The following is a 15,378-nucleotide window of genomic DNA, read 5'->3' on the forward strand; positions in this document are numbered from 1 at the left end:
GTCCGGCGCGGGGTCGGGGCCGAAGTTGAACACGTGTTCAAGTTTCCGCCGCCCTCCGTGCAACATGTTTCATGCGGTGCAGGGTGGGGCTTTCGGGGTGGGGGAGGCTCCCCTGCCCTGGCACTCCCCTGCCCTGGGGGCCTTACTGGGTCCAGCGGCCGCCTTGGCCGAGGGCGACTTTCCAGCCGCGCAGGTGCATGAAGGAGTAGTCGGTCTTGCCGATGGCGCCGACCATGGGGACGCCGGTGGCTTTTTTCCAGGCGCGGCTCATGCTTTCGCCGGTGTGGCAGCCCCAGCTCTGGCAGAAGGCGCCCTGGGCAAAGGCGCCGCGGTTGATGCGACGGAGGTCGTTTTCATGCAGCCAGACGGAGGAGGCGGCATACACGTCGGAGCTGTAATCGAAGAGAAAGCAGTACTTGTTGGAGTGGCCGAAGAACTCGAAACCGGAGATCTTGTTGCGGCTGCGGGAGACCTGGCCGCCGCCGCGGTTGATGTAATTGATGAGCTCATCCTGGGTGCGGAACCAGACGAGGTTGATGCCGTAGGTGCTCTGCACGGACTGGACGTGGCTGGTCAGCGGGTCCCGGTCCTCGCCGGCGCGGCGGAGGTAGGCATCCCGGTAGACGAGCCAGGTGATGATGGTGCCCTGCGGCTGGCTGCGCTGGAGCTCCTGCATGCGCACGCGGGCCGGGCGGACGAAGTTTCCCCACCAGCGGTCATGCTGCTGGGCAGGGATGCGCAGGTCCTCCCATTTCCTCAGGGCCGGTCCACCGGAGCAGATGATGTATTCATTCTGCGCCTGGGCAGGCGTACTGGCAAAGGCCAGCACCGTGAGGAACAGAAGAGCGGCTTTGACCAAAAAAGGGCGGGGGGACATGGACATGGAATAAATACGGCCAGCAGCCGTAGGCAATGCCTACTTCAATGGCACCAGGTTGAAATCTTTAAACTGCACCTTCATCGGCGGCCCCTGGTGGATCTGCAAACCCAGCAGGCCCTCCTTCGGCGCATTGGCGGTGTCTTCATCCGTCACATCCACCGTCTGCATGCCATTGATGAAATGCTGCACATGGTTGCCCTTCGCCACGATCTTGTATTCGTTCCAGTCCCCGCTCTTGATCGCGGCCTGGATGGCATCGCTATCCCCCACCGTGCCCGCCTTTTCCACCGTCGGTTTCTTGGCTCCCTCAGCCGCCGGCTTGATCACCGTCTTCTCCCCGCGCAGGGCCAGGATGCCCCGGCCCTTTTCCTCATAGAGAATGCCACTGTATTTCGTCCCCGCTTCAAAGTCCGCCTGATAACCGCTCAAAATCGGCCCGAAAGCCCCCGCCTCCAGCTCCTTGCTGCGATACTGCACCCCGGAATTCCCCTTTTCGATCCGGTATTTGAAGGTCAGCTCAAAGTCCCCCACTGTGCCGCCTTTCCACACCAGGAAAGTATTGTGCTTGATGATCCCCTTCGTCGGATCCGCCGGGTCCGGCGGCGTGATCCCCGTGATCGTCCCCTCCTGCACACTCCACAGCTCCTTATTCCCCTCCCAGCCCGTCAGGTCAGTGCCATTAAAAATCTGGACAGGTTCAGCCGCAGAGACAGCAAAAGCCAGCGCGGCCAGTGCAGGAATAAGGAAACGAGTTTTCATGGTTGGATTCAGCCCCGTTGTAACGTGCAGCGCGAGGCGTGTCTATCGGATTGCAAAAAGACGCCAGATCGGTCACCCATCTGCCCCTAAGCTATGGGGTTTCTTAATAAGTAAAATACCTAATATGGCGTGGCAATCAACATAACGACGATGAAGAATCTAATAGAGTCCACTGCCAAGCCGCGAAATAAGGCGTCCATAGCGAGGCGAACTATCGACGTTATCCGACGTTGCCCCACTGACTTGTTCGGCCTCATTTTGTGTCTTTCGTCACTACTCTTTATCCATCCTTTATAACCGATTAAAGTCGTTGTCGTCGAGGGTGACCATCGTCGAATCAGACTGCGAGAGAACAGGGTCAGGCAAGCTCACAAAAACGGCGGAAGCCCTCAAATACTTGTAGCCAGGATCGTATGTAAACGGATCCGCAACGCCATAGCGAGTGCTAGACTTCTGGCCTCCGGCAGAAATGAATCCGTCGTGATTACGATCAACGGCGAATCGAATCGGCGCTCCCCATGGGCTGAGGATCTTGTCACCATCCATCTGCATAGGCCGCGTCCTACCGCTGTGATCGTGGTAGTAAATGGAACCGTCACGCCGAACACGCTCAGCAAGGCCAGAAATAGTAACCTCCTCCGTGTCATCAATGAAGTGAATGGCATCAGGGTCCTCCATTATAATCTGATGAATATAGAAGTTCAATGCACCAGCGCCTGATGTCTGATCAAACCATGCATGCCGCTCGTCAAACGCGGCATCAAAAGCCGCCTTCTTGGATGAGACGCAGAGGGGTAGAGCAGAACCCAACAGCAGCCACAAGACACCCAGACCACGGTCCTCCGAGATGGTGATCATAAGATAGAGGCCTGCAACAACACCGAACGCCGAGAAAGCTAAGGCTGGCCAAAATGCTAGTCCCGCAATCAACTCATCTGGAGTAATTGATCCGGCTGTGTGCCGCGGATTGACGATCGGAAACGCGGCAAGAGCGCAAACAACCAGTGCGAAAGTAATGCTACTTTTCATATGCCGAAGGTCAAAGATGTGCCGACCGCCGGGCGAGAGTAAGCGTGGAGACAGCATGGCGGGTTAAAGTTACGGAAAGCATCTCCGACAGTGCATCCCCGGCGGTTGGCACCAGCGCTTTGTGCGCCTTCGTTGGTCTGTGTCGGGTGGTCATGGTAACTGGGTGAGGCTGCGGTATCTCTCCGCATGGGTGGCCATCTGAGCTGGACTCAAAGCCGAGTCAATCTGCTCTCTCAACTCCAATGGATCGAGCTCCAAGCCCACTAGCTCATGGTTCCAATTAGGGCCAGCCATGACCCCATCGCCACTCATGCCGGGCAGCCATCGAAATAGAAAATCGAAAAGCGGCATACTCTCGATCGTGTGGTCATCGAACTGAGCATTCTGGCATCGTCTTGCGTATGCCTCGTCCGAGAAGTACAAAAGCACCGTAACAGGCCCATCGTCGTCAGCCGTGAAGTCGTTGGACTCGCAGGAGGCTGTGCCGTGCTCGGAACGGAGATACCAAACCGTCTCCGATGCTGCGACTCGATTGATAAACCTCTCAAGGTCTGCTTGGCAGTCGGCTGTGTTTCGGAGCATGGCGAGTGACGCTGGAGTTAGGCGAACAGGTAATTTAAACCCGAATTGTGCGCACTTAACCACCATTTTTGCCTTCCCCCCCCTCAATTCAAATCCAAATCGTCCGCCTTCGCTTTCTTGCTCACCTTCTTCACCTTGGCCCGGCCGTGGTCCGGGTGGAGGCCGAGGGTGCGGGGGGCACCGGGGCGAATCGGGCCGGCGTTGAGGGCGTAGGGGTGGGCGGCGATGACAGAGTCGATCTCTTTCCAGTTCGCTCTCACTTGGGTGGCGATCTCGGGGTTCTTCTTTTTCCAGTAGCCTTCCATCAGGCGGATGTTGTCTGCCTGGAGGCGGGTATAGGTGAGGCCGGCCTGCACGAAGGCGACGCGGCGGGCATACACGGATTCAGCAGGGACGGCGGCGGCGGCGCGGGTGAGGCGGGCTTGGGATTCGCTGAGCAGGGCCTCGGTATAGAGGTCTTTGAGTCCGAATACATCGGCCTCGCCATTCTGGGCGGTGAAGGCCATGCGGGCTTTTTCCAGTCCCTCGAAGTATTCCTGAACGGGCGCGGCGGCGGGGCCGAAGGCGCGTTGATAATAGTCCTTCAGGATGGCATCCGCATCCGTCTGGGGATTCCAAACAAGCTGCGCCATGACGTAAAGCTGCGGCCCCTGGGTGGCCCAGTGCTCCCACACACCATCGATGAAAATGCCCACGCAATTCGCAGCGGCCACGTCTTTGATATCGCGGATGGTCTGTTGCGTGGACAGGTCCGGCAGGCCCTGCTGCCAGCCGCCGGGGCTGCCCGTATTCGGCCGCCACATCATGGCGGGCACGATCCCGGCCCAGGCCTCGAACTGCTGGCGATACGTATCCCCGCGCGTGGAGCCGCGATCCACCAAACCCGTGCGGCCAAAGAAATTCGCCACGATGGACATGATGACATTATCCGCCGGGCGCGCCTTCACCGGCGCAGGCCGGGAGTGGCCATAGCTGAGCATGAGCACCCGGTAGTCCTTGCCCGGATACTTCTCTTTCAGCAGCTCGCCCAGCTTGTTGGCAAAGGTCACATCGCGATCACTCGTCGCCGGGCGTTCCACGGAATATTTTTTGTAGTGAAACAGCCGCGGCTCACCCTCCGGATGATCCCAGGCGGAGCAGTTATCACACACACAATGCCCGCTGGACCAGCTATCATTGGGAGAGGCGTTGAAGACGGTGAGCGATGGATTTTGTGCCAAATCCGCCGCCACCTCCTGCATCCACAGGTCCCACACCTTGGGGTTGCTCATGCACAGCTTGGCCGTGCGTGGGGCAGGGAACCCACTGCGCGTGCCATCAGGTTGCAGCGCAAAGATCTCTGGATGGGTCTTATGAAAACGGTCCCACCAATCCCCAAATCCATGCCCGCCTTCCATGGAAAGAGAGCAGAGCTGCAACCGCTGCTGCATCGTCCAGTCATGGGCGCGGCCATACCCGCGATTACCCAGCGATGAAAAATTAAACACACCCTCCCGCGAGCGGATCTGCGGATGATACCGATACTCCATCGGCGCGACGTCGATGCTCTCCCGAGCCACCACATCCTCCCCCAGATCCCCCGGCCAAAACCAGCGCACGCCCAGTTGGTCCTGCAGGAAAGTATAGACCGCATTCACCGTGCCGTACTCCTGCTGCATGCCCGTGATCTTTCCCTCCCTCGTCACCACATCCATCCGGGCCGGATCCCACCGATCCCGCCCCGCAATGACCACGTGCTTTTCATTCGCCGCGATGAGGATTTCCTCAGGATGCTGAAACTCAAAATCCGTCTTCGGAAACAGCGCCTTTAGGGCCGGTTGATAGCCCACCCAGATCGCCCGCTCTGGCATCGGCTGCGGCACACCATCCATGACCGGAGGCAACACCCCGCTGATCTTTTGAATCGCCTCCGCCAGAGTGACCGCCGCCGCCCGCGTGCGTGGCGGCGCGTCCGCAAAAACAATGATGGGGGCTGGTGCCACGCTTTTGGAAACCAGCGTCAAATCCGCCGCCACAGCACCTCCCGGGATCAGCAGGCCCACCGAAAAAAGAACGCCAAGAGGAAGGAACAGGAGCGCATGTTTCATAGCCCTATTCAACGGTGGTTGATGGGGGACCTATCAGGGATTATTGGAGGGTGGAAGAGGTTGGTTTTCCCAGGAGTCAATCGGGAAGTATGATGAGAACACCGCCTAACAATGAGTTGGGAGTGCCGACCTTCATACTTCACGGGGACCTCCCGGTGAGGCATCACCTCGCCACTGATCAAGAACATATTGAATAGTCCACTGCAACTGGTCTTGATTGCACCAGTATTGGTCAATGGTTCCAGCAGTGGACCATGCCGATCGATTGAACCCATCTTCGATATCGTTATACCAGATCACCGTTGAGCCGCAGATTCCTACCACCCAGAAGCCGCCGCCCATGAGTCCATAGGAGTTCTCATGCCACTTGACCGGATTGATCTTGATGATCTCCCAAAGACGACGTTGAGGCAAGGTCATCTCAGCCCAGGCACGGTTGATGAGATCCCAAATTTCTTCTTCCGATATGGGTGTCCAGCTACTCATTGTAAGGCGAATGTCCTCGGAGGCTGCGATGGAGGCAATACATAACTTGCCCAAAAAGCCCCCCCCTCACCCCAGGCCCTCTCCCCCCTTCCGGGGGCGAGGGAGAGGTTGGGTGGTCTGCGCAATTTATGGGCAAAAGCCACGCGGAAGGAAGGTCACCCCTTCAACACCGCCTCCCACTCCGCCTCCTTAAACCCCACCAGGTACACGCCAGCGGCCTCATCCAGCGCAAAGGGCCGCTTCACCAGATTGCCGTTCGCGGCGAGCATGGCCAGCGCTTCATCGGTGGACATCGCGGGCAGCTTGTCCTTCATCCCCAGGGCGCGATAATCCTGACCGGAGGTATTGAAAAGTGGCCGCAGGTCGCCGCCTTTCGCGGTCAGCATGGCGCGCAGTTCCGGCACCGTGGGCGGCGTCTCGCGGATGGGGATTTCTTGGTAAGATACGCCCACAGCCTTCAGCCACTTCACCGCATTTTTGCAGGTGGAGCATCCTTGGTAGGCATAGACTTTTAGCATAAAAAAACGGTGTTAAAAAGTTACCAGCTCTTCGTCGCCGCACCTGCTCCGATGAGCTCGCCCACTTCATCTTCCACCTCTTCTTCATCCGCCTCCAGCGGCGCGAAGCGCTCGGACCGGAAGCCCAGCTCCTGCTTCACGGAGGAGTGCGGATCTTCAGAATTTTGCAGCTCTTTTAATAAAACGAGGATGTCGAATTCGGCATCGGTGAGCTTGATCTCCGCATCGTCATTGACTGAAAATTTCGGGTTGGAGCGGCCCACGGAGATGGAGCGGATGGTATAGGTGCGGCCTTTCTTGGGCAGGGAGGTGTAAAGGTCAAAGACCCAGGGCTCGAACTGGTCATTGATGCAGACAACTTTTTGGCCGGTGGTAAACATGCGTTGGGAAAAATAAGACGGCCTGTTGTTTGCACTGCTTTATGGGATTCGCAATGGTTTACAGGGAATGCGGGGGCGGATAGGGTTTTTTGCATGGAATGCACGGCACCTCCAAATAGAAGCCATCCCCAGCGGCAGCCTAGGCAGTTCTCCTCGTACGAAAGAACTGGATTTTTTCACTGCCCGCCGTTAGTCATATGAACACACCTGTGGACATAGCCTCCCCCCTTACACCCACTGAATTGGTGGCCAGCGATGGTTCTTTTTTTGACCGCCTGACCGTCATGGCCACGAGCCTCTTGGGGGTGCCTGTGGCCATGGTGGCCATCATTGAGGAAAACCGCCAGATATTCCCCGCCAGTTGCATCCTCAGCGGCGTCCTCGTGGGCGTCACCGAGACCCCCCTTTCCCATTCCATCTGCGCACAGGTGGTGAAGCTGGAGGAGCCCCTGGTCATCAATGACACGCGCCAGCATCCCATGACCCTGGATAATCCCGCCGTGACGGAGGCCGGCATCCTGGCCTATGCGGGCTTCCCTCTGGTGAATGAGGAGGGCAAATCCTTTGGGACTTTTTGTGCCATTGATTACGCGCCCCATGAGTGGTCCACCAATGATGTGGCCCTGCTGCGCATGCTTGCGCTCCAGGTCACCAGTGAGATCCAGCTCCGCACCGCTCTAAACCGCCTCCAGCATGACAATGCCACGCTCACTGCCGTGGCGGAAAAACGGGCTAAAATCAACCGCGCCAACCGGCACGATCTGCGCACCCCGCTCAATGCCATGCTGCTGGGTCTGGAGGCTGTGGAGGAGTTTGGCCACGTGAATGCTGAGCAAAAAGAATCCCTGGAAATGGCACGGCGAAATGGCCTGCAACTCATGTCCATGGTGGATCAAATGCTGGACATCGGGAACATCGATAGAATGGGCAATGCCGCACTGTTCAGACAGCGTCTGCAGGCCAGGGAATTGGTGAACGCAGCCATCGACCAAACAGGCATCCTGGCCACGGATAAAGAGATCACTTTGACCAGCCATTGCGAAAGCGTGACCCACCTCTCCGCCGATGAGGATAAAATGGTGCGCGTACTGGTGAACCTGATCAGCAACGCCATCAAATTCACCCCGGCAGGAGGACAGGTCACCATCCAGGTCAAGGACATGCCGGGGCCGGACCTGGTGGACCATGTGTTTTTTGAGATCGCGGATACTGGCATTGGCATCAGTCCAGGCCATCAGGAGCTGATCTTTAATGAAGGCTATCGGGTGAATCCGGAGGCCACCACCAAGGACTCCACCGGTCTAGGACTGGCCTTTTGCAAAACCATCGTCGAGGCCCATGGCGGGGATATCGGGGTCATCAGTGAACCCGGTCAGGGCAGCGCATTTTATTTCAAGCTGCCCCTGGAGACGGCAGAAGTATAAACTCACTGGAAAGTCTGTACACCGCTTTCCCGCAGGTGCTGCCGCAGACGCAGGGCGATCTCCGCCGTGACCTCAGGCTTTTCCACGCAGCCATGCCAATAGGGCACCACCAGCTCCGTACCCGTCTCCAGATGGGAGCTGGTATAGGGCACCACTAGGTCGCTGCTTTTATCCAGCGGTCCATTCCCAGGATGACCGATGATGCTGTGATGCGGCACCGGAATGGGCTGGGCGTTGAGCGCCTTTAAATACGGATGCTTGGGCGAAAGCGTTCCCAGGCCCAGGAACCCATACGAGCCCCAGTCCTTGAGCTGCGGGTTAAGCGAATCCACATTTCCCGTCAGGATCTCTTTCCCCAGGGCGATGGAATCCACCGGCATACGAATCAGTGCCGCCAGACGGCTGACGCTGCCACGGTCCGCCATGTCGCTGCCCTGATGCGGGACCGTGATGAAGATGAGCCGCTTGATGAAAGGCTGTTTTTCGAAACGCAGCGTCTCCTTGAGCCAGCGCTGGGTGGCCTTGGAGACGCGCAGCTTTTCCGGCGGGCAATTGAAGTAGGCGCTCCACAGCGCATCCTGACTGTCGATGGTCTGCATGCGGCTCAGCAGGCCGCCCATGCTATGGCCCACCAGCACCATGTTATTCATGCCAGGGTCATCCCCCTCAGGATCCAGACGCGCACGTGCCTGCTCCAGGGAGGCCCGCAACCGGGCGGAGGAAGAGGGCACCGGCAGGCTGGACGGATACAGGAAATACCAGGGCTGGTAGTGCGCACGCAGCACCGGGTCCGCGTAGATGGCATTGATGGCATTGAACCAAATTTGCGGATCGGACAGCATGCCGTGGATGAAGACGACCGGGATGCGCTTGGGATCATAAAACTCCAGCCGGTACAGCCGCGTCTGGTTCATCATGTTTCCCGGATACCATAGGCCGATGCGGGAATACGGCCGCAGGAAGCCATCGTTAAGCGCCATCCTTTTCGGCGCGGTATAGTTCGCCGCCAGCTTCACCTTTTCCCCGCCAAAGGAAGCCTCCGGCTGGCGCAGCGGATTGTATAAATGCAGGTGACTGTGGCGGCTGCCATCCGCCTGCGGCGGGTCGAATTCCAGCACCGCCGTCAGCGTCAGGTACGCCCCATTGAGCGGCAGCATGGGGCTCTTCGCCGCCAGCGCCTGGGAATGCTGCAACTGGCCCACAACAGGTACACCCACCCCATCCTCCACCACAGGATCCGTCAGCAAACCCAGAGGCACAGAATCCGCTGCCATGAGGCGATCCAGCATCAATGGGGAGACCTCCAGCGGGCTGCTGGTGATGGGTTGCAGGTGGATGGCGTAGCGGTTGCCCCGGGCCGCAAAGACGCTGCCGCTCCGCCACTTGCGTGGCAGCTGGCTGCGGCTCCAGCTTTTCAGCACCAGGGCCAGCGCGCCATCATACGTCTCTCCCGCTTTCTTTTTTTCCTCATCGCTGGCCTGCGGATCTTTCAGCGTATCCCACGCCTCAGCCGCACGAGCCAGATTGAAGGCCATCACTTTTTGAGTCAACCCACGCCAGGGGGCAAAGGGGGCCTTCACCTCCGGTGCCCGTGGCGGCACGATGCAACTGGCCAGCATCAGGGCCAGGAGCAATAGAATGGCGTGGCGGGAGTGCACGGGGTGGGGGGAAGGGGAGGGGCGGCTAAAGACGAGCCGACAGAAAGAATCGTGCCGGACGCATCAATCGCGCGGCTTTTGGGCCACCTGACCTTCATATGCCCGGCTATACCTCATGAAGGTAAAGAAAGCCGTCGCAATCGCGATCCACAGACCCGGGAAGCCATCCAGGAATCCCGCCTTGATGAAATAAGCGCGGAAAAAGCGCCACCAGGGGCGGAAAACCGCATCCACCAGGGACCAACCGCGCCCGCCTGCCTTTTCGTGATCCGCGAAGACCTCCGTATAGCTCAGGTGCTTGTCCAGGTAATGGCGCATCCCCGTGAAGGAGTAATGGTATAGATCCCCGCGCAGTGTCGTATGCGGTCCCTGCACCACCAGCCGCTCATGCACCTGGCTGCTGTCATGCCCCTGCCACTGGCCTTTTTCCCGGCGGAAAAGGCGCACCTTTTTATCCGGATACCAGTCCCCATGGCGGATCCAGCGGCCCAGGAACCACACACACCGCGCCATCCATGCCGCATCATAAATGGCGGAATCTCCACTTTCAAAAAACGCCGCGATGCCCTGCTGCAGCTCCGGGGAAAGCTCCTCATCACAGTCCAGGGCCAGGATCCAGGGCTGCGTGCAGAAGCTGTTGCACAGGTTTTTTTGGTCCGTGTAGCCCAGCCAGTCCTGGTGGACAAACCGCGCGCCAAATTCCGCCGCCACCTCCGCCGTAGCATCCGTACTGCCACTGTCCACGATCACGATTTCCTCCGCCAGCCCCGCTGCACTGGCCAGGCAGCGACGCAGATTGGCCTGCTCATTTTTAGAGATGATGGCGATGGAAATCGGGTACGGCATGGGATGGCCATGATGGAAGAGGAAGAATGGACAAATGAAAATGGAAAAGTCTCTCTGTTTGCAATCCGGCGACTTCCGCCCTCAAGTCAGCCTCTTGCCTTCCTCCACCCCCCATCCCTCTTCTGCCCCCGGCACGCCACTGTGGCTCTGGCCGCATGTGCTCAGCCTGGAGGCCCCCCTGGTGGCCATGCTCTGGCTGGCAGCCCTGGCCCATGTGAATGACCTGAAGCTCATGCCCGGCGTACTGCCCGGCCTGGGGCTGGCCGTCTGGCTCATCTATCTGGCAGACCGTTTGCTGGATACCTGCGGGGTGCCCGTACAGTTTCTCAGCATCCGCCACCGCTTTTACCGGCGCTTTCGCTGGCCTATCCTGCTGCTGGTGATGCCCCTGGCCGCAGCCGCCCTTGTATGGCTGGCCCTATGGGTGGTGCCCGTCGGCCTGCTGGCGCACTCCCTCGCCCAGGTAGTACCCATCGGCATTTACCTCATCCTTTATTCCGTCACCGGCACCCGCGTGCGCGGCTGGCTCATCCAGGCAGGCATGCTCCTGCTCGTCGTGCTGGTCAACATGCTGCCCATTTCCCTGGAGGTGAAACTGGCCGTCTCCCTCCTCATCACCGGCGGCACCGTCCTCATGCTCGGCCTGCGCTGGCATGAGCAGGTGACCAAATTTTTCCGCAAAGAAGTCGCCGCAGGCCTCCTCTTCGCCTTCGGCTGCACCACCTGGACCCGCTTCCACACCCTGGGGAATGACGGACCCGAAATCTGGGCCGAGCTCATCCTCCTCGGCGTCCTTTTTGTTAGCAACCTCGCCCTCATCACCGCCCGCGAAGCCGCAGATACACCCTCCAACGGAGCCTCGGGCACCGTGCGCGGCGGCATGCTCATCGGCCTCGCCAGCCTCATCGCCATCTATCTGGAATACCTGCCCACCACGCTGCTGCCGCTCACCTTTGCCCTCCTGGCCGGTCTCATCGCCCTGGAAATCCTCTGGCAAAAGCGCCACTCACTCTCTGCCGAAGCCTTCCGCGTCTGGGCCGATGCCCTCACTGCCATGCCCGCCTTCGCCCTCCTCCTCATCCCCGATTCCACCAGCACCGCCCCCGCCGCCTGCTGCCTCTGACCCGGATCGCCCGCGCCTGCCCCATGGAGCGCAGGCGTCCGTCCGCCATGGAGCGCACGCGTCTCGCGTGCCGTCTTGTGCGTCCCGCGCAAGACCGTTCTCACGCCCCCGTCCGCCCCCATGGAGCGCCGACGACCCGTCGGCATTCAAAAAGTGCTCAGTCCACAGTGCGCAGTCCTCAGATAAGAGTGCGCCCCTAGCCAAGCCCCGTCCCCTCCTCAAAAAGTAGCCCGCTCAGTCCCCTGAGCGGAAAGCCACCCCGAAGCCCCCACCCACCCGCCTACCACCCCACCACCCCACCACCCCACCCGCCTACCATCCCACCACTCCCAAAAAATCTTCCTACCCCAAATCTTTCTACCCTCCTCCCCGCCCCCCCACGAACTCCTCAACAAACTTTGTGCATGAATCCAGAGAGAGGTTAAAATGCGCGTCCCATGGATCCCCTGATTCAACTCCTCCAAATCAATTCAAACCGCTCCACCAGCGAGCTGGCCCAAATCCTGGGCCTTTCCGAAGACGAAGTCGTACGCAGGATGCGAGCTGCCGAAGCGGACAAAACGATCCTGGGATACAACGCCGTCGTGGACAAACACAAGGCCGGCCATCGGGGCGTCACCGCCCTCATCGAAGTCCGCATCACCCCCGAGCGCGAAGGCGGCTTTGACCGTCTGGCCAAGCGCATCGCCAAATTTGACCAAGTGCGCGAATGCTTCCTCATGAGCGGCGGTTATGACCTCGCCGTACTCGTCGAAGGCAAAGACCTCCTCGATGTCGCCAACTTCGTCGCCGAAAAGCTCAGCACCCTCGGCGGCGTACTCTCCACCGCCACCCACTTCCAGTTGAAGGCCTACAAACAGTCCGGCTTCCTCGCCCATTCCGGCGATGAAGAAGATCGTCTCCCCGTCAGCCCGTGATCCATCCAGAGGCCTAACCACATGGATTACAACAGTAAAATTTCGACCCAGATCCGCGACCTCCCGCGCTCTGGCATCCGGGACTTTTTTGAACTCGTCATCGGCCGTAGCGACGTCATCTCGCTCGGCGTCGGCGAGCCCGACAAACCCACCCCCTGGCCCATCCGCGAAGCCGCCATCCGCGCCCTCGAAAAAGGCCAGACCAGCTACACCTCCAACCTCGGACTGGAATCCCTGCGCATCGCCATCAGCGGCTACGTGGAAAACCAGTTCCGCGTGAACTACGATCCCAAAAAAGAGATCCTCGTCACCGTCGGCGTCTCCGAGGCCCTCGACATCGCCTTCCGCGCCATGCTCAATCCTGGCGATGAAGTCATCTACCACGAGCCCTGCTACGTCTCCTATTCCCCCAGCATCAAGATGGCCTACGGCGTCCCCGTCGTCGTCGAAACGCGCGAGGAAAACATGTTCGCCCTCATGGCCGCCGACGTGGAAAAAGCCATCACGCCCAAGACCAAAGTCATCGCGCTGAACTTCCCCACCAACCCCACCGGCGGCGTCATGCCTCCGGAGGAACTGGAAAAAATCGCCGCCCTGGCCGTGAAGCATGATTTGTTAGTCTTCACCGACGAAATCTACTGCGAGCTCCTCTACGACGGCCAGCAGCACAAAAGCATCGTCGAATACCCGGGCATGCGCGAGCGCACCGTCCTGCTGCACGGCTTCAGCAAAGCCTTCGCCATGACCGGCTGGCGTCTCGGCTACGCCTGCGCCCCCGCACCGTTGATTGAGGCCATGATGAAAGTGCACCAATACTGCATGCTCTGCGCCCCCATCCTCAGCCAGGTGGCCGGGATCGAAGCGCTGAAAATGGGAGCCAGTGCCTATGAAGACATGCGCCTCAGCTACGAGCAGCGGCGCAACACCATCGTCAGCCGCCTCAACGGCATGGGCCTCCACTGCTTCAACCCCGGCGGCGCCTTCTACGTCTTCCCAGAGATCCGCAGCACCGGCCTCACCAGCAAAGAATTCGCCTTCGGCCTGCTCGATAAAAAGAGCGTCGCCGTCGTCCCCGGCACCGCCTTCGGTGCCGCCGGCGAAGGCTTCGTCCGCTGCTGCTACGCCACCGCCCCCGACCTCATCGTCAAAGCCATGGACCTCATGGAAGAGTTCGTCAACGAAGTGCGCTCCGCCGGAAAATAAGCCCGCCTAACCAACGATATTATTTGAGACCCCTGGTTCACCCGTGAGCCAGGGGTTTTATTTAAATCTGTAGACCTCTTGCCAGTCACGTATCCTCAGACTCAAAGTCCAAACGGGCCACCTGCCAAGCCTCCCAAGCTTGATGCGGATCAATGTCAAGATAGCCACGACCTTCATCAACCGCTGGCTTTCTGCGCGGATGTGAGGACAACCCTTGGGGCCTGATCCCTGATATCCTCAACATCTTCCTGTGCCAGTGGAGAACCCGTTGGCAGGCTCCCGATTCAGCAATGTGGCAACAAGAGAAGGGATGGGTGAGATAATCAATTCTTCAGCGTCGGGCACACATTCAGACCGGTTCCACACCCCTCCAACCTCAGAGCGGGTGGCCTGCCATCCTGGAGGTAAATCCGCGACCTCGAAAATGGAAGAATCCAACAGGCTGACACTCTCCAACGAAACGACCATTACATCATCCATTGATGCATCCGAGGTTCCTATAAATTGCCAGCTCTCATCCTCTAGATCATGGCTGACTAGCAAAATGGGCTCTGAACGAGCCATGATTTGTCGCATGGCAATGACCGCGCTGTCGCGAGGCTGCTCGAAGGGCCACGAATCTAAATCATTTTCTCTTTGCATAAGCACTCTATTCAAGAACCAACCATGCCCACGATCAGCAGCCCTAAGGCGGGTTCAACGGTTAAATTTGAGTAACCATTGGGGGGAATGGGTAAAGAATGATTCTGATCATCAAGCCCAAAGGGCTTACGTCATTTAGCCCAGGGTTCGTAGAACCCTGGGTAACGTGCCACCCCATACCCATCCCCGATCAACCCCAAAGGGGTTGCGTCGCTTATACGTGGCTCCACTGGACACTCAACTTGCGGAGATACCGACGGAACCTCGTTGAGGTTCGCCTGGACCATCGTCTGGTCGCCTCGTTTCCCAGGGTTGTGCCAACCCTTGTATGTTCAATTCCGTTTCGTTCATCGCCATGCTTTGCATTGTTATGGACAGCCGGTTTGGCTCGGGCGGGCGGCCGCCCGCCCGAGCCAAGCAGGGGGTCGGCCGTGCAACCCTTGAACCGTCTTAACAACGAGTTCGCAGCCCAGCTTGGCCACCTCCTGCTTCATCGGTCAGAGATCGAACAGTTGCCTGAACCTCAGCGGCGTTTCCACGCCTCCGGGAGTTCGTATTCACAAGGTTGATCCTCTCCCTTACCAACCCTCCCATCCTAGCTCATGTCCCCTACTCCTGTCTACCTCGGCGTCGATATCGCCAAAGACTCCCTGGATGTTCATTTCCTCGGCCAGTCTCACTCCCTGGCCAACACCACCGCTGGCATTTCCAGGCTCATCAAGATGCTTTCCAAACATCCGGATCCCGGCTGCCTCCACATCATCTGCGAGGCCACTGGCGGTTATGAACGAGCCCTCTGCACGGCCCTTCACCACAACAAGACCACCCTCAGCGTGGTCAACCC

Annotated in this window: 15 protein-coding genes; 5 read left to right on the forward strand and 10 right to left on the reverse strand. The window is 59.1% G+C overall.

The window, feature by feature from the left end:
* Positions 1-142 precede the first annotated feature (142 nt).
* The 8 genes from EI77_RS21150 to EI77_RS21185 all read right to left on the reverse strand — a co-directional run bounded on the left by EI77_RS21150 (position 143) and on the right by EI77_RS21185 (position 6,721).
* Positions 143-877, reverse strand: a complete 735-nt coding sequence (locus EI77_RS21150; RefSeq protein ID WP_243838979.1) for a hypothetical protein — start codon at positions 875-877, stop codon at positions 143-145.
* A 39-nt stretch (positions 878-916) separates the two neighbouring features.
* Entirely contained in the window at positions 917-1,639 is a 723-nt protein-coding gene (locus EI77_RS21155; RefSeq protein WP_133797311.1) for a 3-keto-disaccharide hydrolase, read from the reverse strand.
* Positions 1,640-1,930: 291 nt separating this feature from the next.
* On the reverse strand, positions 1,931-2,668 hold the full coding sequence (locus tag EI77_RS21160; protein WP_133797312.1) for a hypothetical protein: 738 nt from the start codon (positions 2,666-2,668) through the stop codon (positions 1,931-1,933).
* Positions 2,669-2,818: 150 nt separating this feature from the next.
* Entirely contained in the window at positions 2,819-3,316 is a 498-nt protein-coding gene (locus EI77_RS24230; protein WP_133797313.1) for a DUF2750 domain-containing protein, read from the reverse strand.
* A 17-nt stretch (positions 3,317-3,333) separates the two neighbouring features.
* Positions 3,334-5,337, reverse strand: a complete 2,004-nt coding sequence (locus EI77_RS21170; RefSeq protein WP_133797314.1) for a DUF4838 domain-containing protein — start codon at positions 5,335-5,337, stop codon at positions 3,334-3,336.
* Positions 5,338-5,469: 132 nt separating this feature from the next.
* A complete protein-coding gene (locus EI77_RS21175) occupies positions 5,470-5,823 on the reverse strand; it encodes a hypothetical protein (protein WP_133797315.1) in 354 nt (117 codons plus the stop codon).
* Positions 5,824-5,978: 155 nt separating this feature from the next.
* Complete coding sequence (locus EI77_RS21180; protein ID WP_133797316.1) at positions 5,979-6,341, reverse strand: arsenate reductase family protein; 363 nt, start codon at positions 6,339-6,341, stop codon at positions 5,979-5,981.
* Positions 6,342-6,361: 20 nt separating this feature from the next.
* Positions 6,362-6,721, reverse strand: coding sequence for a hypothetical protein (locus EI77_RS21185; RefSeq protein ID WP_133797317.1), 360 nt, complete (start codon positions 6,719-6,721; stop codon positions 6,362-6,364).
* Between the two features lie 197 nt (positions 6,722-6,918).
* On the opposite strand from EI77_RS21185, the gene EI77_RS21190 reads away from it, so the two are divergent.
* A complete protein-coding gene (locus EI77_RS21190; RefSeq protein WP_133797318.1) occupies positions 6,919-8,145 on the forward strand; it encodes a GAF domain-containing sensor histidine kinase in 1,227 nt (408 codons plus the stop codon).
* Between the two features lie 2 nt (positions 8,146-8,147).
* Here EI77_RS21190 and EI77_RS21195 read toward each other — a convergent pair whose 3' ends face one another.
* A complete protein-coding gene (locus tag EI77_RS21195; RefSeq protein WP_133797319.1) occupies positions 8,148-9,803 on the reverse strand; it encodes an esterase/lipase family protein in 1,656 nt (551 codons plus the stop codon).
* Positions 9,804-9,866: 63 nt separating this feature from the next.
* The gene (locus EI77_RS21200) at positions 9,867-10,649 is read right to left on the reverse strand and encodes a glycosyltransferase family 2 protein (protein ID WP_133797320.1); all 783 of its coding nucleotides are present in this window, start codon (positions 10,647-10,649) and stop codon (positions 9,867-9,869) included.
* A 40-nt stretch (positions 10,650-10,689) separates the two neighbouring features.
* On the opposite strand from EI77_RS21200, the gene EI77_RS21205 reads away from it, so the two are divergent.
* The 4 genes from EI77_RS21205 to EI77_RS21225 all read left to right on the forward strand — a co-directional run.
* Entirely contained in the window at positions 10,690-11,772 is a 1,083-nt protein-coding gene (locus EI77_RS21205; protein WP_133797321.1) for a hypothetical protein, read from the forward strand.
* A 437-nt stretch (positions 11,773-12,209) separates the two neighbouring features.
* Entirely contained in the window at positions 12,210-12,689 is a 480-nt protein-coding gene (locus tag EI77_RS21210) for an Lrp/AsnC family transcriptional regulator (protein WP_133797322.1), read from the forward strand.
* Between the two features lie 21 nt (positions 12,690-12,710).
* Positions 12,711-13,892, forward strand: a complete 1,182-nt coding sequence (locus tag EI77_RS21215) for a pyridoxal phosphate-dependent aminotransferase (RefSeq protein ID WP_133797323.1) — start codon at positions 12,711-12,713, stop codon at positions 13,890-13,892.
* A gap of 1,244 nt (positions 13,893-15,136) precedes the next feature.
* Positions 15,137-15,378: IS110 family transposase (locus tag EI77_RS21225; protein ID WP_166647425.1), on the forward strand; the 242-nt coding region annotated here is incomplete at its 3' end.

The sequence above is a fragment of the Prosthecobacter fusiformis genome, from assembly GCF_004364345.1.
Lineage (GTDB): Bacteria > Verrucomicrobiota > Verrucomicrobiia > Verrucomicrobiales > Verrucomicrobiaceae > Prosthecobacter > Prosthecobacter fusiformis.